The sequence below is a fragment of the Planotetraspora kaengkrachanensis genome (assembly GCF_016862895.1).
Classification (GTDB): Bacteria; Actinomycetota; Actinomycetes; order Streptosporangiales; family Streptosporangiaceae; genus Planotetraspora; species Planotetraspora kaengkrachanensis.
In genome coordinates this window covers 80,904-105,764 of the sequence record NZ_BONV01000017.1, presented here as the reverse complement: position 1 = coordinate 105,764, position 24,861 = coordinate 80,904, and the positions used below count along the sequence as shown (strand labels likewise).

General features: G+C 68.5%; 29 protein-coding genes and 1 tRNA gene. 16 read left to right on the top strand and 14 right to left on the bottom strand.

From position 1 onward, the window contains the following. Position 1: 1 nt before the first annotated feature. The 3 genes from Pka01_RS19810 to Pka01_RS19800 are packed head-to-tail and all read right to left on the bottom strand — an operon-like array spanning position 2 to position 2,175. The gene (locus tag Pka01_RS19810) at positions 2-1,015 is read right to left on the bottom strand and encodes a permease (RefSeq protein ID WP_203884295.1); all 1,014 of its coding nucleotides are present in this window, start codon (positions 1,013-1,015) and stop codon (positions 2-4) included. A gap of 56 nt (positions 1,016-1,071) precedes the next feature. Next, entirely contained in the window at positions 1,072-1,944 is an 873-nt protein-coding gene (locus tag Pka01_RS19805) for an NUDIX hydrolase (protein ID WP_203884294.1), read from the bottom strand. Between the two features lie 39 nt (positions 1,945-1,983). Further along, the gene (locus tag Pka01_RS19800) at positions 1,984-2,175 is read right to left on the bottom strand and encodes a hypothetical protein (protein ID WP_203884293.1); all 192 of its coding nucleotides are present in this window, start codon (positions 2,173-2,175) and stop codon (positions 1,984-1,986) included. Between the two features lie 803 nt (positions 2,176-2,978). Here Pka01_RS19800 and Pka01_RS19795 point away from each other — a divergent pair. Next, on the top strand, positions 2,979-4,082 hold the full coding sequence (locus Pka01_RS19795; protein ID WP_203884292.1) for a DNA glycosylase AlkZ-like family protein: 1,104 nt from the start codon (positions 2,979-2,981) through the stop codon (positions 4,080-4,082). A 53-nt stretch (positions 4,083-4,135) separates the two neighbouring features. On the opposite strand, the gene Pka01_RS19790 is transcribed toward Pka01_RS19795, so the two are convergent. Continuing rightward, positions 4,136-4,888 (bottom strand): M15 family metallopeptidase, encoded by a 753-nt coding sequence (locus Pka01_RS19790; RefSeq protein WP_239115140.1) that lies wholly within the window; start codon positions 4,886-4,888, stop codon positions 4,136-4,138. Between the two features lie 370 nt (positions 4,889-5,258). Between Pka01_RS19790 and Pka01_RS19785 the strand changes: the two genes are divergently transcribed. Continuing rightward, complete coding sequence (locus Pka01_RS19785; RefSeq protein WP_203884291.1) at positions 5,259-6,440, top strand: ATP-binding protein; 1,182 nt, start codon at positions 5,259-5,261, stop codon at positions 6,438-6,440. Between the two features lie 105 nt (positions 6,441-6,545). Here the strand turns inward: Pka01_RS19785 and Pka01_RS19780 are convergent, their stop codons facing one another. Next, complete coding sequence (locus tag Pka01_RS19780) at positions 6,546-7,364, bottom strand: MauE/DoxX family redox-associated membrane protein (protein WP_203884290.1); 819 nt, start codon at positions 7,362-7,364, stop codon at positions 6,546-6,548. Positions 7,365-7,367: 3 nt separating this feature from the next. Next, a complete protein-coding gene (locus Pka01_RS19775) occupies positions 7,368-8,306 on the bottom strand; it encodes a hypothetical protein (RefSeq protein WP_203884289.1) in 939 nt (312 codons plus the stop codon). A gap of 299 nt (positions 8,307-8,605) precedes the next feature. Here Pka01_RS19775 and Pka01_RS19770 point away from each other — a divergent pair, with 299 nt between their 5' ends. Then, complete coding sequence (locus Pka01_RS19770) at positions 8,606-9,103, top strand: SigE family RNA polymerase sigma factor (protein WP_203884288.1); 498 nt, start codon at positions 8,606-8,608, stop codon at positions 9,101-9,103. A 69-nt stretch (positions 9,104-9,172) separates the two neighbouring features. Here the strand turns inward: Pka01_RS19770 and Pka01_RS19765 are convergent, their stop codons facing one another. Next, entirely contained in the window at positions 9,173-9,661 is a 489-nt protein-coding gene (locus Pka01_RS19765) for a MarR family winged helix-turn-helix transcriptional regulator (RefSeq protein ID WP_239115139.1), read from the bottom strand. A 98-nt stretch (positions 9,662-9,759) separates the two neighbouring features. Between Pka01_RS19765 and Pka01_RS19760 the strand changes: the two genes are divergently transcribed. From Pka01_RS19760 to Pka01_RS19730, 7 genes are all read left to right on the top strand, one after another. Further along, positions 9,760-10,323, top strand: coding sequence for a YceI family protein (locus Pka01_RS19760; RefSeq protein ID WP_203884286.1), 564 nt, complete (start codon positions 9,760-9,762; stop codon positions 10,321-10,323). Between the two features lie 238 nt (positions 10,324-10,561). After that, a tRNA-Ser gene (locus Pka01_RS19755) sits at positions 10,562-10,651 on the top strand. Positions 10,652-10,913: 262 nt separating this feature from the next. Continuing rightward, positions 10,914-11,483, top strand: coding sequence for a hypothetical protein (locus Pka01_RS19750; protein ID WP_203884285.1), 570 nt, complete (start codon positions 10,914-10,916; stop codon positions 11,481-11,483). 16 nt (positions 11,484-11,499) lie between these two features. After that, entirely contained in the window at positions 11,500-12,522 is a 1,023-nt protein-coding gene (locus Pka01_RS19745) for a hypothetical protein (RefSeq protein ID WP_239115138.1), read from the top strand. 13 nt (positions 12,523-12,535) lie between these two features. Beyond that, entirely contained in the window at positions 12,536-13,084 is a 549-nt protein-coding gene (locus Pka01_RS19740) for a hypothetical protein (protein WP_203884284.1), read from the top strand. Positions 13,085-14,328: 1,244 nt separating this feature from the next. Continuing rightward, complete coding sequence (locus Pka01_RS19735; RefSeq protein ID WP_203884283.1) at positions 14,329-14,970, top strand: RNA polymerase sigma factor; 642 nt, start codon at positions 14,329-14,331, stop codon at positions 14,968-14,970. Beyond that, the gene (locus Pka01_RS19730; RefSeq protein ID WP_203884282.1) at positions 14,967-15,932 is read left to right on the top strand and encodes a hypothetical protein; all 966 of its coding nucleotides are present in this window, start codon (positions 14,967-14,969) and stop codon (positions 15,930-15,932) included. The genes Pka01_RS19735 and Pka01_RS19730 overlap by 4 nt, the downstream gene beginning before the upstream one ends. A gap of 201 nt (positions 15,933-16,133) precedes the next feature. Here Pka01_RS19730 and Pka01_RS19725 read toward each other — a convergent pair whose 3' ends face one another. Then, the gene (locus tag Pka01_RS19725) at positions 16,134-16,805 is read right to left on the bottom strand and encodes an MmyB family transcriptional regulator (protein ID WP_203884281.1); all 672 of its coding nucleotides are present in this window, start codon (positions 16,803-16,805) and stop codon (positions 16,134-16,136) included. 7 nt (positions 16,806-16,812) lie between these two features. Here Pka01_RS19725 and Pka01_RS19720 point away from each other — a divergent pair, with 7 nt between their 5' ends. The 4 genes from Pka01_RS19720 (at position 16,813) to Pka01_RS19705 (ending at position 18,965) form a co-directional block, all read left to right on the top strand. After that, positions 16,813-17,361, top strand: coding sequence for an SDR family NAD(P)-dependent oxidoreductase (locus Pka01_RS19720; RefSeq protein WP_275414482.1), 549 nt, complete (start codon positions 16,813-16,815; stop codon positions 17,359-17,361). 191 nt (positions 17,362-17,552) lie between these two features. Continuing rightward, on the top strand, positions 17,553-17,972 hold the full coding sequence (locus Pka01_RS19715; protein WP_203884279.1) for a hypothetical protein: 420 nt from the start codon (positions 17,553-17,555) through the stop codon (positions 17,970-17,972). 41 nt (positions 17,973-18,013) lie between these two features. Continuing rightward, the gene (locus Pka01_RS19710; RefSeq protein ID WP_203884278.1) at positions 18,014-18,601 is read left to right on the top strand and encodes a TetR/AcrR family transcriptional regulator; all 588 of its coding nucleotides are present in this window, start codon (positions 18,014-18,016) and stop codon (positions 18,599-18,601) included. A gap of 172 nt (positions 18,602-18,773) precedes the next feature. Then, on the top strand, positions 18,774-18,965 hold the full coding sequence (locus Pka01_RS19705; RefSeq protein ID WP_203884277.1) for a DUF5999 family protein: 192 nt from the start codon (positions 18,774-18,776) through the stop codon (positions 18,963-18,965). Between the two features lie 68 nt (positions 18,966-19,033). Here the strand turns inward: Pka01_RS19705 and Pka01_RS19700 are convergent, their stop codons facing one another. Then, on the bottom strand, positions 19,034-19,942 hold the full coding sequence (locus Pka01_RS19700; RefSeq protein ID WP_203884276.1) for an AraC family transcriptional regulator: 909 nt from the start codon (positions 19,940-19,942) through the stop codon (positions 19,034-19,036). Positions 19,943-20,016: 74 nt separating this feature from the next. On the opposite strand from Pka01_RS19700, the gene Pka01_RS19695 reads away from it, so the two are divergent. After that, the gene (locus tag Pka01_RS19695; RefSeq protein ID WP_203884275.1) at positions 20,017-21,405 is read left to right on the top strand and encodes an FAD-dependent oxidoreductase; all 1,389 of its coding nucleotides are present in this window, start codon (positions 20,017-20,019) and stop codon (positions 21,403-21,405) included. Between the two features lie 10 nt (positions 21,406-21,415). On the opposite strand, the gene Pka01_RS19690 is transcribed toward Pka01_RS19695, so the two are convergent. From Pka01_RS19690 to Pka01_RS19675, 5 genes are all read right to left on the bottom strand, one after another. Further along, positions 21,416-22,054 (bottom strand): dihydrofolate reductase family protein, encoded by a 639-nt coding sequence (locus Pka01_RS19690; RefSeq protein WP_203884274.1) that lies wholly within the window; start codon positions 22,052-22,054, stop codon positions 21,416-21,418. A 154-nt stretch (positions 22,055-22,208) separates the two neighbouring features. Next, positions 22,209-22,340: a hypothetical protein gene (locus Pka01_RS41285; RefSeq protein WP_275414481.1), complete on the bottom strand. Its 132-nt coding sequence runs from the start codon at positions 22,338-22,340 to the stop codon at positions 22,209-22,211. Next, on the bottom strand, positions 22,337-22,717 hold the full coding sequence (locus tag Pka01_RS19685; protein WP_203884273.1) for a class I SAM-dependent methyltransferase: 381 nt from the start codon (positions 22,715-22,717) through the stop codon (positions 22,337-22,339). The genes Pka01_RS41285 and Pka01_RS19685 overlap by 4 nt, the downstream gene beginning before the upstream one ends. A gap of 33 nt (positions 22,718-22,750) precedes the next feature. Next, positions 22,751-23,308 carry a dihydrofolate reductase family protein gene (locus Pka01_RS19680; RefSeq protein ID WP_203884272.1) on the bottom strand — a complete coding sequence of 186 codons (558 nt, stop codon included), beginning with the start codon at positions 23,306-23,308 and terminating at the stop codon, positions 22,751-22,753. A 56-nt stretch (positions 23,309-23,364) separates the two neighbouring features. Then, positions 23,365-24,303: a sigma-70 family RNA polymerase sigma factor gene (locus tag Pka01_RS19675; protein WP_239115137.1), complete on the bottom strand. Its 939-nt coding sequence runs from the start codon at positions 24,301-24,303 to the stop codon at positions 23,365-23,367. Positions 24,304-24,391: 88 nt separating this feature from the next. Between Pka01_RS19675 and Pka01_RS19670 the strand changes: the two genes are divergently transcribed. Continuing rightward, complete coding sequence (locus tag Pka01_RS19670; protein WP_239115136.1) at positions 24,392-24,850, top strand: hypothetical protein; 459 nt, start codon at positions 24,392-24,394, stop codon at positions 24,848-24,850. The last annotated feature ends 11 nt before the right edge of the window (positions 24,851-24,861 follow it).

Genomic DNA, 24,861 nt, shown 5'->3' with positions numbered 1-24,861 from the left:
TTCACAGCAGGACCTTCCCGACCACGATGCTCGCCGCGATGCCCAGCAGGAAGGTGAGCGGGACGAACCGGATCGCGAACGACCGGCCGAACGTCCCGGCCTGCAACGCGATCAGTTTCAGGTCCACCATCGGGCCCACCACCAGGAAGGCGAGCTTGGCGGTGGGTGAGAAGGAGGTGAGCGACGCCGCCACGAACGCGTCCGCCTCCGAGCAGATGGACAACACGACCGCGAGCAGGCCCAGCACGACGACCGACAACACGGGCACGCCCGCCACGGAGCCGAGCCACTCACGCGGCACGACGACGTTGAGCGTCGCCGCCGTCAGGCCGCCGACCACGAGGAACCCGCCCGCGTGGAGGAGGTCGTGGCGCATCGCGTCGCGAAAGTCCGCCCAGGCCGAGCCGGAGACAGGCGGACGCGACGGCACGCGCAGCCAGCTCGACCTGCCGAACCTGAGCCAGACCCAGCCGACGAGCACCGCGACGGCCAGCGAGGCGCAGAACCGGGAGACGACCATGAGCGGCTGCTGGGGAAAGGCGACCGCGGTGGCCACCACGACCACCGGGTTGATGGCGGGTGAGGACAGCAGGAAGGCCAGCGCGGCCGCGGGGGTGACCCCGCGCGCCATCAGACCGGACGCCACGGGCACCGAAGCGCACTCGCATCCGGGGAGCACGGCGCCCGCCGCTCCGGCGACGGGAACCGCGGCGTACGGGTGGCGGGGAAGCGCCCTGGTCCAGAACGACGGAGGCACGAAGGCGGTGATGGCGGCCGACAGCAGCACGCCGAAGACCAGGAAGGGCAGGGCCTGCACGCAGATCGCCACGAAGACGGTGGCCCAGGTCTGCAACGCCGGCGCCGTCAGCACGGGCGTCAGGACGATCCGTCCCACCAGGAGCAGGAGGATGACGAGGCCGAACACCCAGGGCATCACGGGGGCGACGGCCGACCTCCGGCCCCACGCGTCAGGGGGGATCTCAACCGCTGGGTCGGCCACGGCTCGGTCGGGCATGCGCCAATCCTGGCAGCCCGCGACCACCGCGGAAGGCGGCCTGTGGAAAACCGTCGTCAGAGCTGGCCGAGCAGCCAGCGTGGGCCGGTGACGAGCGCTCCGAGTTCCGTGACCCGCTCGCGCAGCCCCCGGTCCGCGGTGACGACGAGGACCCTCTCCCACGTCCGGGCCTCGCGCACGACCTCCACGATCGCGTCGTCGCCGCTGCCCGGCGCCACCACGACGTCGATGCCGAGACCGGGGACGGGGTCGGCGCCGCGGGCCGCGGCGCCCTCGAGGACCGCGACGATCCGCGGGAACCACTGAGCGAGTTCCGGCAGGTCTTCCGGCCGGCGGCTCAGGCCGTCCGACGCGAGCGGTAGGAGGTCGTTGAGCAACTTGTTGGCCGCGCCCGCCCGGTCCTTCCACCAGCCGTGCTCGGCCCGTGCGCCGACGATGTTGGCGACGTCGAGAACCAGGACGAGCGGGTCGAGCGCGCACCTGATCATCGGCCAGGCGTCGGCGAACCCCGGGTGGAGGCGCTTGGCGGCCACCTCGTCGGCCGCGATCCAGCGCATGTCCGCGCTCTCACCACTGGCGGGGCTCGCGTCGAGCAGGCCCGCGGCGGCGGCGATCACGGTGTGGTACGACCAGCCGCCGTGGTCGTCGACGTAGATGCCCTGGACCCTGACCTGGTCGGGGGTGAGCGCCGCCTCTTCCCACGCCTCGCGCAGGGCTCCCGTGACGGCGTCCTCGTGGCTGTCGCGGGCGCCTCCCGGGAGTCCCCAGGTTCCGCCGTGATGGCTCCACCACGCGCGCTTCTGCATCAGGACGTACGGCATGCCGTCCACCGTGTGGTGGACGGCGAGGAGCCCGGCCGCGCCGTGGACGCCCCAGTGCTGATGCCCGCGGGCGCACAACGCCCAGCCGTCCCCGTCCGTCGCCGTCATGGCCTCATCCTGCACCAGCGGGGGACCGGGACCCTGCGGTCACCAGGCCTCCAGCGGAATCTCCACTCCCGCGGCCAGGTCGAACAGGACGACGCCGTCCTCGATGCGGATCACCTGGATCTGCGTCGCGAGGCCGGAGTCCCTCATGCGCAGGGCCGCCTCGTGCGCGGCCGTCGAGGAGGCGTAGCGGTCTGCGGCTCCGAAGCTCGGGTTCGGCCGGATGGAGCGCACTTCGTAGCGATCAACCGGCCAGATGGGAGATACGGGACCTGAATGGAGCCAGTCGGACATCCTTCTCCTGTCACACCGCACTGGGAGGGGCGGTCGATCTGTGTGCGGGGCCACGGGCGTCGCGATGTGACGGGGCCGATGGCCGATCGTTATGAACCGGTAAGCGATCCTTCCCGACCCGTTCCCGCAGTTCTACTAACGTGTGAGCCCTGACTCGTGATTCCCCCATTTCAGGAGAATCAGGAGATTTCATATCAGAGTACAGAAGACGCCCGCTTCCTTTCAGCTGGAGGAGCGGGCGTTGTTCTTTTCCGGCCTCCCCGACAGGGTCTCATGTTCGCCGTCAACGATCGGTCCGTATCGCGGATGAGGTGGATGAGATCGTCCCACTTGGACCCCCGGATGGGGTGTCCATGTCGCGTTCGGCGAGCGTTCGACGTTCCTGCCGCATCCGCTGAGCGGGCGTTCAGGGGAGCGGTCCGATCTCCGGCTGCTGCGGCCCGAGATCAATGATCTTTCTGGCTCCTTCGGTTTGTTATGACATACGACACTGTGGGCTGTTTCCAGATCCAAGATCCATGATCTGGAGCAACGGCATTCAGGCGATTTGAAGCTATGTGTGAGTTTCGCGGTGAGGGTATGCGGCGATCTTTATCACTCCCATTCGCGCATTTGTGAAACCGTACAAACGGGACACCGCTTCGGGTTCGGTCGTGTGGGCGGACTGTGCCCCCCTCATCGGGCCTCGGAAGAGATCGCGCCGGGCGGTGGTCTCCGGCCGATCGGACGCCTAGCCTCGTGTCGTGGTCGTCCACGAGCTTTCTCGCACCGAGGCGCGGCGCATCGCCGTGCGCGCGCAGCTCCTGGACGGCTCGCGGCCGGCCGGGCTGCTCGACGTGGTGCGCGGTCTGACCCTGCTGCAGATCGACCCGACCGCCGCCATCGCGCCCAACGCCGATCTCGTGGCGTGGAGTCGTCTTGGGGCGTCGTACACACCGGCCATGCTGACCGCCGCACTGGCGGACCGCTCGCTGCTGGAGTTGCGGGCGATGATCCGCCCGAGTGAGGACCTCGCGCTGTACCGCGACGAGATGGCCCGCTGGCCCGGGTACGGCGAGCTGCCCTCGTGGCGGGTGTACCACCGCGACTGGGTGCGGGCCAACGACGCGTGCCGGCTGGACGTCCTCGACCGGCTGCGCTCAGCCGGGCCGCTGCCGTCGCGCGACATTCCCGACACCTGCGCGGTGCCGTGGAAGTCGACCGGATGGACCAACAACCGCAACGTCACGCAGATGCTCGAGTTCATGGTCGGGCGGGGCGAGGTCGCCGTCGCCGGGCGCCGTGGTGGCGACCGGCTGTGGGACCTTGCGGCGCGGGTCTACCCCGACGACCCGGTGGTCCCGGTGGACGCGGCGCTTCGCATCCGCGACGAGCGGCGGTTGCGCGCTCTGGGCATCGCCCGCTCCAAGGCGCAGGAACTCCCGGTCGAGCCGGCGGACGTCGGCGAGGCCGGTGAGCCTGCCGTGGTCGAGGGGGTGAAGGGCACGTGGCGCGTCGATCCGTCCCAGTTGGGCCGGCCGTTCTCGGGACGTGCAGCGTTGTTGTCACCCTTCGACCGGTTGATCCACGACCGCAAGCGTGCCGTCGAGCTCCTCGAGTTCGACTATCAGCTGGAGATGTACAAGCCCGCGGCCAAGCGCAGGTGGGGGTACTTCGCGCTGCCGATCCTGTACGGAGACCGGCTGGTGGGCAAGCTCGACGCCGCCGCCGACCGCAAAGCCGGCGTGCTGCGGGTCCACGCGATCCACGAGGACGTCCCCTTCACCGACGACATGACCGCGGCGGTCGCCGGTGAGATCAAGGAACTCGCCGCCTGGCTCGAGCTGGACCTCGTGTCATCCCGCTGAGCGCCGCTCTTCGACGCCGGAGGCACGCGATCGAACGCTCGGCGAGACGCGTCCTAGCGGCCGTTCACGGAGAAGTGCTGGTAGTCCTTGTCGCCGGACCAAGATCCGCCCCAGCCCCAGCCCACCGAGGCGAAGGCCCTGACCACCCGGTCGTCCGGGTTGATCACGCCCGGCTTCTTGAGCGGACGGCGGACGAAGGCGTCGGCGTTGCGGTGGGCGTTCGACCCGTCGGCGTAGACGTAGGGGTTCTCCCTGGGGTTGACGTCGACGGCCAGGCCGTACGCGTGGTTGGACCAGTTGCTCGACCCGGTGGCGTTGCGGCAGTTGAACGCGGAGGTGTTGTCCGCGTCGATCGAGGCGTCGTCGCTCCCCTTGTAGGCGTCGACCGGCTGCATCCGGCGGATGGGGTAGCGGAAGTCGTACAGCTTGCCGAAGACCGTGACCAGGTCGTCGGCGGCCGACTGCTTGACCACCAGCTGTCCCGTGTGCGGCTTCCCGTCGAACCCCCAGTACGTCATCGTGATCTTCCGTAGCCCGCTCGGAGAGACCGGGCAGCCGGCGTGCCACGAGTACGGCAGGTCGGCCCGGGACACCTTCTGGATCTTCGCGGAGAACTTCGGCGGCCCCGTCGGCGTCGGCGAGGGCGGTGGCGTGGGAGTGCTCGGCGCCGCCGTCGAGGGCGAGGCCGACGCCTCCGTCTGGAAGGCCGCCGGCGACGATGTGACGACTCCGGTCCCGCCACAGGCGGTCAGACCCAGTACAGCGATCGCCACCATCGCTGACCTGGGGTTCCGTATGTACGTCATACGCGCAGAGTACCCGTACCGCGCAAATCTCCGCCGGGGTTCGGAAGTTCTCGAGAGGGTCGGATCCCAGGGCTCGTGACGGCTTTTGCCGGAGCTTTTCTCGGGAAAACCTCGCGCACATGTTCGATGTCGCGCTACAGTCTTGCCCATCGGATCGAACAAGGGTTCGGTCGCCGTCTCGGCAGGTGAGGGGTGTGCAATGACAGTTCTCGCGGCGCCCGAGGCCGCACTGGCCCCGCCGCCCGGGACGACGGCCGCAGAGCCGTCCGTGGTCGCCCGGTGTGTTCCGCGCCGCCCGCGGGCGACACGCCGTAGCGCTTTCTACGGAAATCTACGACGGCCGCTATATCCCGTCATAAAGTCCGAGAGCGTGGACCCCGTGCGCAATCCTTACGCCCCCGGCGCGGGTCAGCGCCCCCCGGAACTCGCCGGACGCGACCGTGAGCTCCATCAGTTCGAGGTCGTGCTCGAGCGGGTGGCCCGTGGCCGTCCGGAGCGGAGCATGGTGCTCACCGGTCTCAGGGGGGTCGGCAAGACCGTCCTGCTCAACACCTTCAAGTCGATGGCCATGCAGCGCCTGTGGGGCACGGGCAAGATCGAGGCCCGTCCCGACCAGTCGATCCGCCGGCCGGTCGCCGCGTCGCTGCACATGGCGATAAGGGAGCTCGCGCCCCGTCATCGGGCGCCCGAGCGCATCGAGGAGTTCCTCGGTGTGCTGAAGGCCTTCGCCATGCGTGATCCTGCCGCGGCGAAGGGCACCTCCCACTGGTCGCCCGGCATCGACGTCCCGGCGTCGCGCGGCCGGGCCGACTCCGGCGACCTGGAGATCGACCTCACCGAGCTGTTCGTCGACGCCGCGGGTGTCGCGACCGATCTCGGCGTCGGCATCGCCCTGTTCATCGACGAGATGCAGGACGTGCAGGCCCCCGACATCTCCGCCCTGTGCGCCGCCTGTCACGAGCTCTCCCAGACCGGCGGGCCGCTGATCGTGGTCGGAGCCGGGCTGCCCCACCTGCCGAGCGTGCTGTCGGCCAGCAAGAGCTACTCGGAGCGGCTGTTCCGTTACGCGCGGATCGACCGGCTCGACAGGGACGCCGCCGATCTCGCGCTCATCGCTCCGGCCGAGCGCGAGGCGGTCGAGTTCACCCCGGAGGCGCTGGACGCCCTCTATGAGGCGGCCGACGGTTACCCCTACTTCGTCCAGGCGTACGGCAAGGTCGCCTGGGACCTCGCTCCGCGTAGTCCGATCACCGTGGACGACATCAAGGTGTCGGCGCCTGAGGCCGAGGAGGAGCTCGCCGTCGGCTTCTTCGGCAGCCGCTACGAACGCGCCACCCCCGCCGAGCGTGACTACATGCACGCCATGGCCCAGCTCGGGGACGATCCCGTACCGACCTCCGACGTCGCGGAGTCGCTGGGCCGCAAGCCGTCCAGCCTGTCTCCGGCGCGCGACAGCCTCATCAAGAAGGGCCTGATCTACAGCGCGGAACGCGGGGTGATCGGATTCACGGTCCCTCACTTCGGGAGGTTCCTGCGTGCCCAGCCGCTGTAACCGTCCCTCCCATTGACCTCTCTACGGCTTTCTAGAGGGGAAGCTAGAGAGCCGTAGAGAGCTTAATCGTGGTCCCTTCATGCGGGAATCTATGCCTGTATAGCGCTAGGCCGATACACGCATAGATTCCCGCAGAGGGGTGATCGGCTGACCGTCCGCGTTGACGATCGCCCACTTCACCCCGGGTCGCCGGCCGCTCAGGTAGACGGCGAAGACGACGTCGGCGCCGTCCTGCGCCGGAAAGACGAAGAACCGCCAGCACAGCTCCCGCCACGTGTCGGCGGGCTCGTCGGACATCAGCGTCGGGGCGTGTGACCGCCATGCCGTGCTGCTCTGCAGGCGGGACAGGGCCCGCTTGGCGGGAATTGCACGCTGCTCGCACGGTGCGCGGTGACGCAGCCGGGCGATCGACTCCTCGATCTCGGTCGACAGCAACAGGACCAGCGTCAGGCCGCCGGCCAGCCAGGCGGTCGTCGACCATGACCAGTCCGACAGGGCCGCGAGCCCGGGACTCTCGACCGCCACGACGACCGCGACGCCGGCGAGGAACGCCGCCCGGCCGATGGACCTCAACCCGATCGGCGCCGCGCTGACCTCACCGAAACAGCCGCATCCCACGTCGGGCCGCCTGCGGCGCAGGTCCCACAGGACGTAGGTGGCGACGGAGAAGAACGCCACCGGCATCCAGCGGGCCACCGCGTGATCGGGCAGCAGGAGCAGCACCCCGATCAGGCCCAGTTCGCCCAGCGCACAACCGATCATGGCGGCCTTGCGGAAGCGCGGCGGGGCGAGGACCGCGGGCCCGAGCCGGCCCAGGCCGCCGGGCTCGGCGTCGCCCCCGGCCATGAAGAGCTTCGCGACGCCGCCCAGGAGCAGCATCGCGATGAGGATCGGCAGGGCCGCTGCCGCGATGGTCGAGAGCATGAGTCACCCCAATCCGACGCGCGCGTTGAAGCAGCCTTTGATCAGATCCCCGCCCAGCTCGACGTACGACGTGGCGGACAACTCCACCAACCTGCCGCGGGGTGAGGTGCCGCATTCCAGGCACCGGTCGCAGAAGCGTCCGGCGATGCAGCCGCAGCCGATGATCGGCAGCGCGTTCGCCCGGCCGTCGCAGACGTTGCGGACGAACAGCATCGAGCCGACCGCCAGGTACGGCAGGCCGGCACAGGAACGCCCGGTGTCCTCGCAGTCGGCGTCCGCGGACTCCAGCATCGGATAGGTCACACCGGGTTCGGTGAAATCCCCCCACGCGGCCGCGCCGGAGATCTTCGACTGGACTCCGCGGAAGGCGGGAGGCGGCGGCGGTACGGACTTCGCCCGGTAGGGGGGTTGGGACGTCGCGGGTATGTGCGCGAGCGCGGTCCCTGCGTCCATGAGCCCGATGGCGTCGAAGAGATAACCCGCTTCGAGTTGCGGATGCCGTACTCGGATCCGTCCCGAGCTCCGGTAGGGGACGACCACCGAACGGCGCCCGCGGTGCGGGCCGCAGTCGAGCTCGATGGTGAGGTCCCGCTTCCCGGAGATGCTCAGGATGATTCCGGTCATCCGGGTCATGTTCGCCCATATGCGGTCGACCACTGTGCCCGACCGCAGGGCGCGGATGACGACCCTCGCCCCAACGGGCAGGTCGGCCGGTGGAAGTGACGCTCCGTGCCACGCGGTCGCCCAGGGGGCGATGACCATACGCCGCTCCTCGCCGTCGTCGTCCTCGACGATGATCAGGTGCGGGCTCACATCGAGGATCTCCCCGCTGACGGCGTCGAGTGTCATCCCGTCGTCGGCGGTCAGTCGCGGCGCCTCGGTGTCACGGCCGAGCACGGCCGCGGCCAGCAGGCGCCTGCGATCAACGGTTCGGTTCGTCATCACCCCTCCCCACGCCTTCTAGCCTCACATGCCGCGAATGTCGACAGGAGCGGAATGGCAGTCGATGGGGTGACTGCGGAGCAATAATCCCACCCCAGGTGGAAGGCATATCGCCCCAGTCCGGGCAAATCAGTGCCCAGCGGGGAACGCGGTGTCAGCAGAGTGGATCAGGGGTCCGCCACCGAGCTTGCGCGATCTTTGCGCACGGCTGCACGAAACCTTGTTTCCGGTTCAGCCGGATTCTGGAATGAGGCTGCCATTCTGGCACGAGATGCCTCTCAGGCCAGGTCGGTGATCGCATGATCGTGAACCATGAGGAGTTCCATACGTATGTGGTGTCCCGCGGAGCGGCCCTGCTGCGGGTCGCGCATCAGCTGACCGGGAACCCCTGCGACGCCGAGGACCTGCTCCAAGCAGCCCTCGCCAAGACCTATCTCGCCTGGGACCGGATCCAGGATCGCTCCTCGCTGGACAGCTACGTGCGCCGGGCGATGGTGAACATCAACATCTCGTGGTGGAGGCGGCGCAAGCTGGAGGAGTACCCGTCCGAAGACCTACCCGACATCCCCACGCAACATGATCCGCGGCATCAGTACGACGAACTGGAGCAGGCGCTCGACCGACTGCCCGCCAGGCAACGTACGGCGATCGTCCTGCGCTACTACGAGGACATGACGGAGATGGAGATCGCCAGGACCCTGGGGATCAGCGTGGGCACGGTCAAGAGCACCGTGTCCCGGGGGATGGCCAAGCTCCGCGGCGACCTGGTCCCCGTGGGTCGCGAGGCGATGAACTGAGGGCTGCCGGGGAGGGGAGCCCGGGTGCCACGGGAGGGGTGGTGGCATCTCCGGGATTCGTCTGACGGTTCAGCCGGTCGTGACCTGCTCCACGCGCTCCACGCCGGCCGTCGCGCACGGCCGTACGACGTCGCGGATGGTGCGAAGGGTCTCAAGGAAGGTCGCCAGCTGCTCCGGGGCCAGCAGGCTGGTGAACCAGGTGTCGATGTCCTCCAGGTGTTGCGGCATCAGGGCCGTGAGACGGTTCACGCCCGCCTCGGTGAGTGAGGCGTAGGAGGCGCGCCTGTCGGTGCTGCAGGGGCAGCGCTGGACGAGGCCCTCACGTTCGAGCCTGTCCACGACTCGGGTGATGCCGCTGGTGGACAGCGACGTCTGCCCGGCGAGGTCGCTCATCCTGAGTTTGTGCTGGGGGGAGCGGGCCAGGCGTATCAGTGTTTCGAAGTCGACCTCGGAGAGTCCGGCGGCGGAGAAAGTCTTGTTGAGCTGGGCCGCCAACCCCGTTGAGACCTCGGCCAGCAGGCCCATCGCGGTGAGCCGCGGGTCGTCAAAAGGATCCATGTGCAAAGTCTACGCGACATAGTTGACGCTGGGAATAATCCTCGTGTAGAAAGTTGTTCGCGCAAACATCAACGGAGCAAGCAGCCCAGGAGGGCACAATGAGCATTCGTGAGTGGGACGGCCTCAAGATCCCGACGGCCGGCGAATTCGCCCTCGACAAGACGCACACGCGCGTGGGTTTCGTCGCGAAGCACATGATGGTGACCAAGGTCCGGGGTCACTTCGACGAGTACGACGCGAAGATCGTGATTGCGGAGAACCCGCTTGACTCCACTGCCGAGGTCGTCATCAAGGCCGGCAGCATCGAGACCGCTGTCGCCGACCGCAACGGCCACCTGAAGAGCGACGACTTCCTGTCGGCCGACAAGCACGAGGACATCACCTTCCGCAGCACCCGTGTGAAGGACCACCGCGGCGACGACTTCGTTCTGGTCGGTGACCTGACGATCCGTGACGTCACGCAGGAGGTCGAGCTCAAGGTCGAGTTCGGCGGCGTCGGCACCAGCCCCTACGGCCACGAGGTCTTCGGCTTCACCGCCGAGACGGAGATCAACCGTGAGGACTTCGGCCTCACCTGGAACGTGGCCATCGAGGCCGGCGGCGTCCTGGTGAGCAAGAAGATCAAGATTGAGATCGAGGGCGAAGCGGTCCGCCAGGGCTGATCGGCCTTCTCCACAGACCCAGCCCTTGTCCACAGCCTGTGGATGAGGGCTGTGCATTGCCCTGGGGAAAGTCGCGTGTGTCGCTTGCCGTGTCCCGCCCGATCTGGGCATATGGTCAGCGGGAGACGTCCTTGAGGCGATACCGACAGGTGGCGGGTCCAGGCCCGCCTTCAGGTTGGATTCCGCTTTGCCGCCTCACACAATCGCCGGTACTCTGTCCTGAGCCACTCGGCAACCAGGAGGCTTCGCCTAGTCAGGTCTATGGCGCCGCACTGCTAATGCGGTTTGGGTCTTAAGCCCATCCGGGGTTCAAATCCCCGAGCCTCCGCAGATCAAAGCCCCTTTCCCGTTGATCAGGGAAGGGGCTTTTCTGATCTTCAAAGGCGCTCTAGTTGCAGTTGTCAGGCGTCGCCCCAGGAGCGAGCCTGATCCTCCCGCCTGTCGCGACCCAGGCAAGCCCGGCAGACCAGCTCGGCGGTGTGTTCGCTACCACATCGGTTCGAGCAAAAGATCGTATGAAGCTCGTCAACGAGACGTGCGTCCCCGCATCCCAGGTAACTCGGCCGTCTTAAAGTATCGGACCGATCTTGATGATCAGCGACGAGCGGAACAACCACTCGTCCACAGTTACGGGGATGAATATGCGACTCAAGCAGCTCGCACTGATAGCAGGAAGCACCCTCGCTCTGGCCACGCTCACCGGTCGGAGCGCAGAAGCCGCCGACACCACGGTGACCTTCACGGTCACCTCCGGCGCTTTGACGATCACCGCGGCGACCGGGCCGGTCAGCCTGGGCAGCACCGCGGCAGGTAACTCGATCAGCGGTCCCCTCGGGACCGTCAGAGTGACCGACGCCCGTGGCGGCACGCCAACCTCGGACTGGACCGCCAGGGTCTCGTCCACAAGCTTCATCGGGCCGAGTGACACGATCGCGGCTGCCGCCGCTGTATACACACCCGGTGCCGGCACGCTGCTCGTCGGCACCGGCACGCTGACTCCGGGCGCGCCGGGAAGTTTGGGCGCGCAGCGCATCGCCATGACTTACACAGGCGGCACCGGGAACAGCGACGCGACGTGGGATCCGACACTGTCGATCGCCGTCCCGCTGTCGGTGGGACTGGGCACTTACACCGGGACGGTGACACATTCCGTCGCCTGACTGGCTCAGACGCGTCGTGGCCGTCCTGCTGTCCGCGCTCTTCATGGGCCCGTACGGCGGGGCGGCCCCGGCCGCCCTCGCTTCGGCGGGGACAGCTCACAGCGCGGTGAGCCGCTTCGACCCCGGGGCTCCCGGCGAGGGACTCGGCGTCCGACTAGTGGACGCCCCCGTTGTCCGTCGCAAGGACCCCCGTGCCCGCACCGGCGTCGTCGACCATCTCAACCCCGGCACCACCATCAGACGGCGGCTCGAGGTCTCCAACACCACTGCCGAACCGCTGCACGTCTCGCTCTACGCCGCGGCGGCTTCCATCGAAGGCCGCACGTTCACGTTCGCACCGGAGCGTACGCCGAACGAGTTGTCGACCTGGACGACTGTCGAACCCAGGGAGATCGACCTGGCGCCGGGACACAAGCGCATCGCGTGGTTTACCGTCGACGTGCCGCAGGACGCGTGGCGCGGAGAGCGGTACGCGGTGATGTGGGCACAGACCGCCATAATGCCGGACAAGGTGCACAATGTTGGGCTCGCCAGCCGGGTCGGCGTCAGGATGTACCTCGACATCGGTCCTGGCGGAGAGCCGCCGTCGGACATGAGCATCGAGAAGTTCACCCCGGAGCGTGACGCCACCGGTCAGCCACGCCTGGTCGCCGAGGTCCGCAACACGGGTGGCCGGGCACTGGAGCTTTCGGGAGCCCTGTCCCTCTCGGAGGGGCCCGGCGGCCTGCGTGCCGGGCCGTATCCTGCCACGCTGGGTGTCGCACTGAAGCCCGGTGACGTCGGACAGGTAGTCGTGGTGCTGGATCCACGCCTGCCGAACGGGCCTTGGAAAGCCGACCTGGTCATCCAGAGCGGCCTGGTGAAGCGGACGGTGTCGGCCACGGTCGTCTTCCCTGACGCCGGAGTGGGCCAATCTGTCCTTTTCGGCGGGAATCGTTTACTCCTCATCTCCCTGCTGCTTGCGCTGATCCTTGTGATCGCGACGGGTGTTTACCTCCTCCGGCGCAGGCGTCGCCAGGCAAACCCCGGCATGGCTTGAGCGAAAGACACAGATGCACAGAAGAACAGCGTTCCTTGCCACCCCCGCCCTGTTGGTCACCTTGCTGGTCACCCTTCCCGGCCCACCGGCGGAAGCGACGCCGGGCGCCGCCACGTTCATGCTTCCCAGGGCCGGGGCGTTGACGATCACCGCGCCCGTGGCCATGTCCCTCGGCAGTGCGCCGCCCGGCGGCACTAGGACGGTGCAGATGCAGACGGTGACCGTAACGGACACCCGTGAGCCAGGCGCCGGCCCGTGGACTGCCGCTGTCTCGTCGACCAACTACACCCGCACGACAACGCCTGTCGTGACCATCGGCAGGGCGAACATGTCGTACTGGTCGGGGCCGGCCACCGCGACCCAGGGTGGCGGAACCTTCGTACCAGGCCAGCCGACCGCGGCCACGCGGGTGAACCTGAGCGCCACCCGCGTGGCGTTCTCCCATGTCGCGGTCTCCGGGGTCAACAACTGCAACTGGCGGCCGACCCTGATCATGTCCATCCCGTTCGCGGGGGTGACCACGGGCGCCTACACCGGTGTCATCACGCACTCCGTGGCGTGACCAGCCGCACGGACTCAGAACTCGATCGCCTACTTGTCCGCGCGGATACGAGCGCAGGCTAGCTTTTCGGGACAGTCGGCCTCCACCCGCGTGGCGGTCAGGTCCCGGCAGTCGGCCCCCATGCGCTCGCTCGCGCCCTTCACCTGGACGCTCGCAACGTGGGTGTAGCGCTCGGTCGTGGTGACCCGGGCATGGCCGAGGATCTCTTGGACTACCCGGATGGACGCCCTGCTCGACGAGGAGCGTCCCCGCCGTGTGGCGTGAGTTCCCCTGGACGGCCATGACGGTGGAGGCAGCGACCACACCGGCGGGCTTCCGTACGGAACGGGGTCGTAATGACCGGATCCTGTCCGCGTTAGCGATCGTTTCGGGTCGGAAGAACCACCGGCTCCGGTAATGTCGCCTCCGTTTCCGCGTGCCCCGTGGAGGATGAAATTGCAAGGGACGCAGCCGCTTCGCACGGATGATCCCCGTCAGGTAGGTGCCTTCCGGATCGCCGGTCTGCTCGGAGAGGGCGGCCAGGGCGCGGTCTACCGGGGCGTGGGGGAGAACGGCGAGTTTGTCGCCGTCAAGCTGCTGCACGCCCGATTCAGTGGGGACGCCAAGGCGCGCGCACGGTTCGCGGCGGAGCTGGCGCACGCGGGAAAGGTCGCGGCGTGGCCGCGGTCCTCGTGGTGCTGGCGCTGGTCGCCCTGCTGGTCCGCCGGTCCTGACGACTCAGCCCTGTGCGGCCTCGGTGACGGCCTCCCACTCCTCCCATACGGTGACGCGGCCCGCCGAATCAAGGGCGCCTACGGCGTCGCTTCGCGATCAGCTGCGCTGATTCTTGACACGGCGGTCCCGCCCCGGGGAGCGGCAGCTGCGAGGAGGACGGTCTCATCCCGCGGCTAGCAGCTCCTAGTGGCAGTTGTAGTCGCGGTTCCTCGCCGTTCCATGCTGTTCCAAGCGGACCGCTGAGCGGTGTTGGTCCAGGTGGGACTGATCGGGACGGGCAAGATCCGAGCTGCTAATGCGGTTTGGGTCTTAAGCCCATCCGGGGTTCAAATCCCCGAGCCTCCGCAGATCAAAGCCCCTTTACCGTTGATCAGGGAAGGGGCCGCCGAGGGCGGTCAGGAGGAACGCAGCACACCGGACGCACGTGATCGCGAAGATCTGTAGGGGACGAAGGGGATCGCCGGCGGGTACAGGGAAATATCTGTGGATTCCGGGAACCCGTGCCCATCCGCCGACACAGTCTTGGTGTGATGGACAGCCTTCCTACGGACGCCGAGCTATGGACGCGTGCAGCGGACGGGGACACCGAGGCCTTCGGCGTCATCTTCGACCGGCACGCGCGCGCCGTCTACAACCACTGCTTCCGCCGTACGGCTGACTGGTCGGACGCCGAAGACATCACCTCGGTGGTGTTCTTGGAGGCGTGGCGGCGGCACAGGGAACTGAGCCCCGAGCGGGACTCGGCTCTGCCCTGGCTCCTCGGCGTGGCCAACAACGTCCTACGCAACCGTTACCGCGCCAAACGCAATCATCGTGACGCCCTGGACCGAATGTCCGCCATGTCCGCAGAGCCCGATCCGGCCGATGACATCGCCGGACGGATCGACGACGAGCACCAGATGCGCCGTGTGCTCACCGCGGTGAACCGGCTCCCTCTCGCCGACCAGGAGGTCCTGTCCGTGTGCGTGTGGGCGGGGCTCAGCTACGACGACGCCGCGATCGCGCTCGACCTTCCGGTGGGAACGGTGCGCTCACGCCTGTCGCGGGCTCGCGCCCGGCTCAAGAAGCTGACGGCCTCATCTTCCGGGAATGCGCGGGAACCAGCAGGCGGCACGGCACACAGACCAGGTGAGCGCTCCACCGCGCTCCGGCCCCCAGTGGAGGAGTCATGACCGATCCGCTCATCCCCAACGAGCGCGACCTTCCCGGCGGCCGCCACGCGCAACGAAGGGCCCACCTCATGGCCGAGATGACCAGACATTCCCAGAACGCGCATGACGCGTCGCCCACCCCTGTGACGTCCCTCCCTCAAGAGCCCGGTTCTCCCCGGCGGTCCCGGCTGCGGCGGCCGCTCGTCGGTCGCCTGGCGATTGGGGCCGTCGCCGCCGCAGCAGCGACTGTGGCCGCGGTGGCGGGGACCGTGATGTTCGGACAGAACGCGTCCACGGCTCAGGCCGCCGTGACCTGCTCCAAAGACCATGACTACGTGGTCGCCCGCATCATGGATCCTCTCGCCGACCAGAAGCGGCTCAGGAACGACTTCCGCGCCTGCGGCTTCGACATCGACCTGAAGTTGGTCCCCGCCTCGCCCAGCGTGGTGGGGACCATCGTGATGATGGAAGGGCACCAGAAGATCGACACGATTGACGATCCTTCCTGCAGGACGGCGAGCGGCGCCCAGTGCCCGATCGGCCTGCGAATCGAGGCGGGATTCACCGGTAAAGCCACGGTGGTCCTCGGACGCGCCGCCCGCCCCGGCGAGCCCTACACCTCCACCAACACCTCGGCGGCGAAGGGCGAAGTCCTGGAAGGCGTCTCTGTCGAGGGACGCACGGTCGCCGAGGTGGAGGCACTGATCGCCCAGAAGCACCTGACGATCGCGCACTACAACGTCCAATGGTCTCTTCCGGACGGTCGGGGCTACGGGGATCTCACGCCTCGGTCGAAGATCGACCCGACGTGGCAGGTGACAAGCGTCGAGCCGTACGCTCCCGGGCAGGTCATGCTGATGATCAAGCCTGCCGGACCCGTGCCGTCGGACATCATGAAGAAGATCGAGGACGCCGGCGCGCCGCCGCCGGCCGTACCGGGGTCACCAGGGTCGCCGGAGCCGACGGCCACATCGGGGTCCTGAGATCGGGCCGATCTCCCGCTCGCTCGCCTGGCCTGGCGTCGAACCGCCGGGGCAGGCGAGCGGGGACCCGGTGGAATTTCCATCGCGACTGCTGCGAGCGGACTTCGACCGCTGCCCCTCGTGGCCTCGTAAGGCGTGATCCGCGTGCCATTGGCGCGCCATTACGGCGGTTGCCGGCGGTACGGGTACTGCAGACGCCATCTAGGCCTGGTTCGGTGCTGCGGTCGTCAAGCCGGCGACGCGGGCGAGGTCGAGCTTGGTCTCGTCTTCGCTGCCGGGGACGGCGGTATAGATGACGATCTTCAGGTCTGCGTCCGAGTCGGCGAGCACGTCGCAGTCGACGGTGATCTCACCGACCGTTGGATGCCGGATCGTCTTGCGATCCTCGCCGTGGCCGCCGACGGCGCCGGAGGGCCACAGCTGGGCGAAGCGCTGGTTGCCGTCCAGCGTCCGGCGGATCAGCTCGCTCAGGTGCGCGTCTTCCGGGTAGCGGGCGGACGCACGGCGCAGGTCGGCGACGATGGCCCGGTCGGACGCCTCCGCGTTCTCCGCGACCACCGGCCATGCCGCGATGCGCCCGCGATCGGATGCCACTGGGAAACGCGCGCGCACCAGACTGCGCTCCTCCGGCGCGACCACGGAGGGGTCGCCGAGGAGCGCCGCCCAACTGTGGTTCCACCACAGCAGTCGCCAATCGGCGGCGAACACCGCGACCGGTGCGTCGCCGAGCCGGGTGAGCACACGCTGCATCCCGGGAGGGATGTGGTCGCTGATCAAGCCGTTCCGGGGCGGCTGCAGTCCGGCGAGCCGGTAGAGGTGGTCGCGCTCCGCCCGGTTGAGTTGCAGCGCCCGCGCCAGCGCGCCGGCCGGCATACGCTTCGTGCAGATCGACGTCACCGACGACGCGTCCGTCGCCGCCGCAGCAGCCGACGTCCGTGCGCACGAGGGCCGCGTCGACGTCCTGATCAACAACGCCGGGATCGTCGGCCGACGCGTGCCCGCAGAGGAGCTGACCGGGGACGACACCCTCGAGGTCCTCCAGACGAACGTCGTGGGCATCGTCCGCGTGACAAACGCCTTCCTGCCCCTGTTGCGGAAGTCGGAGCGCCCGGCGATCGTCAACGTGAGCAGCGGCATGGGATCGTTCTCCCTGACCCACGACCCGGACAGCGTGGGATCGAAGATCGTCTCGCCGCTGTACACGTCCTCGAAGGCCGCGGTGACGATGCTCACGACGCAGTACGCCAAGGCGCTGCCCGGCATCCGTGTCAACGCCGCCGACCCCGGCTACACCGCGACCGACCTCAACGGGCACCGCGGCACCCAGACCGTGACCGAGGGCACCGACGCGATCGTCACGCTCGCGACCGAGGGCATGGACGCCGGAACGGGCCGATTCATCGACCGCTTCGGCCCCCAGCGGTGGTGACGACTCAAGCTCGCTTGCTCATCCGACAGCGTCGACCGGGCTCGGTCGCCGCGTCTTGAACAAAGCGCTCATCTCGCCGACCTGCCGATCTTCCTGATCTCAACTCCGTACGAGCCGAACCGGGGGCCGGTCGAAGACGCACGAGATCCGCCTATTGCCACTTCTTATCCAGCCGTGTAATTATTACTCGCATGGATAACAAAGTGCTCGCAAGCCTCCGTCGGATCCGCTCCCTCTTCGTCGGAATGGCGGCTGTGTCGCTGGTGACCCTGATCGTCGCCGCCGTGCTGCGGAACCGGCCCGACCTGGTGAACTGGGTGGTCTGGGTTCGTGGCGGCGCCGTGGCGGCGGCCTCGCTGTGGCTGATCTCGCTGGCCGGGCAGGCGGCCAGGGGCAAGCGGTCGGCCTACGTGCGAATCAGGACCCTGTCGATCCTGGGAACGATCGGCATCGTGCTGATCTGCGTGGCGCCCGACAGCGGATACCCGCTGTGGATGAAGGCCGACCAGGGGCTGATCGGCCTGCTGCTCGCGGGAGTCGCGGTCCTGGCCACCCGACATGCCGTACGGGCGGCGTTCCCGAGGCCCGGCCGGGCTGGCAAACTGGGCTGATCAGGCCCGGCGGGGCGGCCGCCGATCATGAAAGGTCCCGCATGCCCACACCCGCACCGGTTGACCGGGCCCGGGCGACCCAGGCCCGGAGAGAGCAGATCGTGCAGGCAACGATCGAGGTCCTGGCCGAGCGGGGTTATGCGGGGACGACCTTCGAAGCGATCTGCGGCCACGCGGGACTAAGCAGCAAGCGGCTGATCTCGTACCATTTCGCCACCAAGGACGACCTGCTCGCGGACGTGCTGACCAAGGTGCTCAGCGATGCCGCGGCGTACATGCACCCGAGGATCACGGCCGCGGAGGGCCCGCGCGAGAAGCTGGCGGCGTACATCCGCACCAACGTGGAGTTCATCACCGCCAATCCCGCGCACGTGCGCGCGGTCCAGCAGATCGTCGTCAACGCGGTGCCGGTGACCGAGGGGAGCCAGGACAGGGCACTTGACCTGCTGGCGGAGCTGTTCGAGCAGGGCCAGCGGGCCGGTGAGTTCCGCGCCTTCGACGCACAGCTCATGTCCATGGCCGTCCGGGCGACGATGGACACCGTCGCCGCCCGACTCCTCACCGGCCTCGATCCCGCCGTCGCCGCCGAGGAACTGGTCACCATCTTCGACCTCGCCACCCGCAACTGAGGTCGGGCCGTGTGCCGTGGGCCTGTCGGCTGCCTCCGGCGTACAGGGTGGCGGGAAGGCTCCGGTACCGCCTGCCTGCCTCGAAGAAGGGGTGCTGGCCGTGCAGACGGCCAGGCCCGGTGGGGGGATCGTGGGTGGGGAAAGCAGGTTCGTAGTGCAAGAGGAGGGCGTCATGTGTGCGCACTGGCCTCGATGCCCCGAAGCGAACGCCATCGACCATACGGCCGCCTGCGTCGTGTCAGCCCATCCTGAGCAGGGCTGGAGTCTGCTCTGCAACGGTGTGGTGCTCTTCGACGACAGCGGCGAACTTTTCCCCGACGGGCACGCGGTCGCACCGCGCGGACGGCTCTGCACGGCTGCCTGAGCGGAACGGCTGAGCGGAACGGCTGAGCGACGATCAGGACGGCGCCGCCGGCATCCGTGGCGAGCCCGTCAGGAGGAGCGCTGCAGGGCGCGGCGGAACCGGGCCGGCGTGGTACCGGTGGCCTGGCGGAAGGCCCGGTTGAACGCCGATTCCGAGTCGTACCCCACCCCGGCCGCGACGGCGGCGACGGTGAGGTCGGTCTCGACGAGGCGCTCGGCCGCGATCATCATCCGGACCTGCGTGACGAACTCGCCCGGCGTGAGCCCCGTGGACCGCGAGAAGTTGCGGGCGAGCGTGGCCCGTGACATGGCCGCCACCTCGGCCAGTCGCGGGACCGTCCAGTCGCCGCCGGGATCTCGCAGCACCGCCTCGATGACCAGCCGGAGCCGTGGATCGTCGGCGGCGGTCCACGCGGGCGTCCCGACGTACCGGCTCGGCGATGTCCGCAGCACCATGGCGAGCAGCGCGTTGCACAGGCAAGACAGGATCGCTCCGGTGCCGAGCCCGTCATGGCGGGCTTCCCGCCGCATGAGAGTGCTCAGCATCCGCACGATCTCGTCGGCCTGGCCGAACGACACGTGCAACGGGTCGGGCAGGCTCCGGAACAGCATGGCCCCGGCGCCGGAGCCGAACGCGTAATGGCCGCAGAGCAGGTCCATGACGATCTCGCCGCCGCTCGGGCTGCGCATGATCGAAAAGGTGTCGCCCGGCTCCTCGACGGCACCTCGGCCGCCGGCACCGGCCGTCCGGACGTGGTGGGCCTGGCCGCCGGGCAGCAGCACGACGTCGCCCGCCGTCAACGGGATGTGCCGGCCGGGCGCCTCGATGGTGCACACGCCGTCGAGCAGCACATGGAAGGCCGCCTTGCCCGTGCCGTACGCGGGCACGTCCATCGTCGTCGCGCCGGCGAAGAGGCAACGCTTGTCCAGGACGGCCTGCGGCCTCGCCAGGCGGACGATCTCACTGATCCAGTCCATGATGAGACGATCCCGAAGAAAAATGAGATGAATCTGTCTTATACGCTCAATCATAGGCGGTCAAGACTGGCGTCATGGCCATCCACAACCACGTTCTCCACGCAGATGTCCTGGTCATCGGCTTCGGGAAGGGCGGCAAGACCGTGGCCGCCGAGATGGGCCGCCGTGGCAGGAACGTCGTGCTCGTTGAGCAGTCGGACCGCATGTACGGGGGCACCTGCCCGAACGTCGGATGCGTGCCGACGAAGGCGCTCGTGCACCACTCCGGCAGGCGCCGTGCCGACGACTCTCCGCAGGAGTGGTACGAGCGCGCCGTCGGCAACGTCCAGGCGCTCACCACGCTCTTCCGCGGCGGCAACTACGACGCGCTCAACGACGCCGACACCGTCACGGTCGTCACGGGCCGCGCCGCGTTCGTCGACCCGCACACGGTGATCGTCCGAACGGGCGAGGATCAGGTCACCGTCACCGCCGAGACCATTCTGATCAACACCGGCTCCGAGCCGATCGTCGCGGACATTCCCGGCATGCGTGCCAGCAAGCGGGTCGTGACCAGCGCCGACCTCATCCAGACGACGGAGTTGCCGGAGCGGCTCGTGATCATCGGTGGCGGGTACCTCGGCATCGAGTTCGCCTCGATCTACCGCCGCTTCGGCTCGCGGGTCACCGTGCTGGAGTCGGCCCCCGAGATCCTCGGCCGGCTGGACGACGACGTCGCCGCCGTGGCCGAGAGCATCCTCGTGGGCGAGGGGGTCGAGATCGTCACCGGCGTGCACGTCACTGAGGTGCGCGACGGCGAGAGCGCAACGACCGTCGTCTTCGAAGAGAACGGCAGGCGGCGGACCGTCGAGGCCGACGCCGTGCTCGCCGCGACCGGGCGCGCCCCGGCGATCCGCGATCTCGGGCTCGAGGCCGCCGGTGTCCGGACGACCGATCGCGGCGCGATCGAGGTCGACGGGCATCTGCGGACCAGCCGGCCGCACATCTTCGCTCTCGGCGACGTCAACGGCGGGCCGCAGTTCACCTACGTCTCCCTCGACGACAGCCGCATCGTCCTTGATCAGCTCGTCGGGGAGGGCCGTCGCTCGACGGCGGACAGGGTGGCGATCCCGAACACACTCTTCATGACCCCGCCGCTGGCCACCGTGGGCATCACGGAGAGGCAGGCCCGCGAGACGGGCCGCCGGGTGAAGATCGCCGGCGAACTGGTGGCCGACATCGTGGCCATGCCCCGCGCGTACGTCGTGGAGGAGACGCGCGGGATCATGAAATTCGTCGTCGACGCAGAAACCGACGAGATCCTCGGGGCGGCGCTGCTGAGCATCGACGCGCAGGAGCTGATCAACACCGTCGCGCTCGCCATGCGGCACGGCATCAAGGCGGCCGACCTGCGCGACGCCGTTTACACCCACCCCAGTTCCACGGAGGCGTTCAACGAGGTGCTCGGCACGATCGTGCGCTGAGGATCGCCGCTTACTCCATGACGCCGCGGTCTTCGCGCCGCATGTCCCCGATGCCGAGGCTTTCCGCGTTGAGGCCGTAACGCAGGAGCACGGCGCCCTTGGGCGAGGTGACGGGCGGCTCGAGGAGTGTCAGGTTGGCGGGCACCGCGCCGCCGTCGAACACCTTCTTGCCGACGCCGAGCACGATGGGGAAGATCCACAGGTCGAGCCGGTCGAAGAGGCGCTCGTGCAGGAGCGTCTGCACCAGGTTCAGGCTGCCGATCACATGGATGTGCTCGTGCTTGTCACGCAGTTCGCGCACGGCGCCCACCAGGTCGGGCCCCAGGTGCGTCGAGCCCGCCCAGTCCAGCTCCGGGTTACTACGCGAGGCGACGTACTTCGGGATGTTGTTGAACAGCGTGGCGATCCCGCCGTCGACGCCGTCGACCTGGCTCGGCCAGTACGCGGCGAAGATGTCGTAGGTCCTGCGGCCGAGGAGCAGGGCGTCCATGCCCTCCATTCCTGCGCCGACGTGCCGGCCGACCGTCTCGTCGAACAGGGGCGCCTGCCATCCGCCGTACGGAAAGCCGTCGGGGTCCTCCTCGGGATGACCCGGCGCCTGGCCGACCAGGTCGAGCGTCGCGAACAGGTCGATGTGGATCGTGCCCATGCCGTCTCCTTTTCTTGTGTTCCGGCACGGACTCAGACCGGAGACCGGGCGCGAACTCATCGAAGACGTTCCTGCGCCTCCACGACTCGATGGCCGTCAAGGACTGTTCGGTGGGCTCCAGGACGCGGTCCGCGTCGCCGTCCAACCGCTCACCTCAGGCCCGTCGCCAGGCGACGAGCCCCTCCGGAGCGTCGGCCTGGACGAACCCCGCACCCACGAGTTCCGCTTGGAGGGTCTCCCACCTGGGGCGATAGGCCCAGCCCACGATCTCGTCCGCGCTGATCACCTTGTCGTCCTGTGTGACCCGGTAGAGGTAGCGGACCGGACCTTCATCGCCTCGTCGCCCGACTCGAGAGTCTCGGACGAGCAGGTGTAGGTGTGCCGGCCCACCTGGCGGGAGTCCGTCTCCTCCAGTGGACGCGGCGGCGGGGGGCCGCCACCGCGCCAGGTGAAGACCAGGAGGCCGCCGGGTTCCAGCTGTCGCGCCAGCACCGGCCAGAGCCGCTTGCGATAGTCGTGTTCCAGGGCGTACATCACGTTGATCATCACTACTGCTTCGACCGGCTCGTCCAGATCGACGCTCAGCGCGTCGCACGGGAGCACGGTGACCCGCTTGAGCAACTCCGGCTGCGCGCAGAGCCGGGAGAGCAACACCCCTCGCATGCCGGCCGACGGCTCCAGGGCCGGACGCCCGGGTCATCGGGCGGCTCTCGTGTATCGCGCGAGAACTGCCGCGCCGACCCGCTCGGCCGACAGGCACTCCAGGTACGCGGGCGGGCCGCCGGCAGGGAAGAGCCGCTCGCCGGCGCCGAGGATCGTGGGGAAGGTCAGCAGCCGGTACTCATCGATCAGGTCCTCGGCCATGAGCGCCCGCACGACGCTCAGGCTTCCCGTGATGACCACATCGCGCTGCTCGCGCTTGACGGCGTCGAGCAGGTCGCCCTCGATGACCTGCGAGTTCGCCCATGCCGACGTGTCGGTCAGCGTACGGGAGGCGACCAGCTTCCGTGCCGCGTTCATCCGCGCGGAGAACGGGTCGTCGCGCCCCGGCCAGAGCCGGGAGAACAGCTGCCATGTCGTACGCCCCAGCAGCATGGTCCCGTCGTCCAGCACGTTTCCCAGCCGGAACTTGTCCCCGGCGACCGTTTCAGGGCCGTGCCGGAAGGCCCAGCCGCCGGTCGCCGTGCCGCCGCGCCCGTCCGGGTCGGACACGATCCCGTCCAGGGTGATGAACTCGATGACGATGACGCTCACGATGGATGTCCCTTCTGTCGATGCTCACCTGTACGTACCGGCGGCATCGGCCTGACTCATCGCGCCCGGTGAAAGTCGTCGAAGGAAATCCGTTTCGGCAGTTCGAAGGCGTCGAAGACGGCTGGATCAGCGAACACGACGTTGTGCGTGACATGGCCGCCGTCGACCGTGAGGACCTGAAGGGTGTGCAGCCGATGCCCTCCGCCGGGCTCCGGCGCGTACGCGGCGAGCGCGGGCTGCCCGTTCGCGGTGAGATGCCTCATGCGCCAGTTCCTCCCGCGCATCTCGAACACGCGGCGCATGAACAGGCCATAGTCGCGGCTGCCCCGGTACCACAGCGGCACCGGCGGCATCTCCAGGACCGCGTCGTCTGTGAGAAGCCGTACGAGCGCGCGTACGTCGGCCGCCTCGAACGCCAGCACGTAGCGGTGGATCACCGCGCGTACCTCGGGCTCGTCCGGCTCGGCGACCTCCGCGATGTCACCCAGGTTCGCGAGGACGGCCCGGGCACGCTGCAGGGCGCTGTTGACTGCCGGGACCGTGGTTCCCAGTTGGGCGGCGACTTCGGCGGCGCTGAACTCCAGCACCTCGCGGAGCACGAGCACGGCCCGCTGCCGCGGCGCCAGGACCTGCATCGCCGCCACCAGTGCGAGCCGCATGTCGGCCCGCGTCCCCGTGTCGAACCGGGAGTCGGGAAACGGTTGCAGCCATGGGATGTCGATGGCCGGTGTGAGCGGCGCCTCGGGATCGTCGTTCGGCGCGCCCAGCCCGGACGGCAACGGACGCCGCGCCCGTCCCTCCAGCGCGGTCAGGCACGCGTTGGTCGCGATCCGGTACAGCCAGGTCCGTACGGTCGCGCGGGTGTGGTCGTACCGGTCGCGAGCCTTCCACGCCCGCAGCATCGTCTCCTGGACCAGGTCCTCTGCCTCGTGGAACGAGCCCAGCATCCGGTAGCAGTAAGCCACGAGCTCACCCCGGTACGGCTCGAAATCCACGGATCCATCATGGCGTGCCGGGCCACTCCCAGTCCGCAGAAAAACGACGAACAATGACACACTGACCGGGGATCTCCGAGGGAGTCTGATGACCGACACACCTGCTTCAGCGGCACGGCGGAAGCGATCGCTGCGTAAGCCGCTGCTCTGGGCACTGGCCGCCGTCGCTGTGCTCGTCGCCGTGTTCGCCTTCTTCCCTCGTGACGACTCCGAGCAGGCCGGCCTCCCGTTCGTCATGAGCCGGATCCAGGAGGACGAGGTCCGCAGTGCCACGCTCGATGACGGCGCCCGCCGCATCGAGATCACGACCACCGATGGTCGGCGCTTCCACGCCGAGTGGCAGAACCCCGGTCAGGCGCGGGAACTGACTGACGCCCTGCTGGAAGCGCAGCCCGTGGACGGGTACACCGTCGAGGTGCAGGGGACCCGCTTCCTCTGGGACCCCTTCTCGGTGAGTTTGCTGGGCGCGGTCGTGGCCGCGGTCGTGGCGGTCCTGGTCACGGTTCCGCGCCGCGCAAGGCGGCGTGTCGGGAGGATCCCGGACTGACCTGCCGCGCC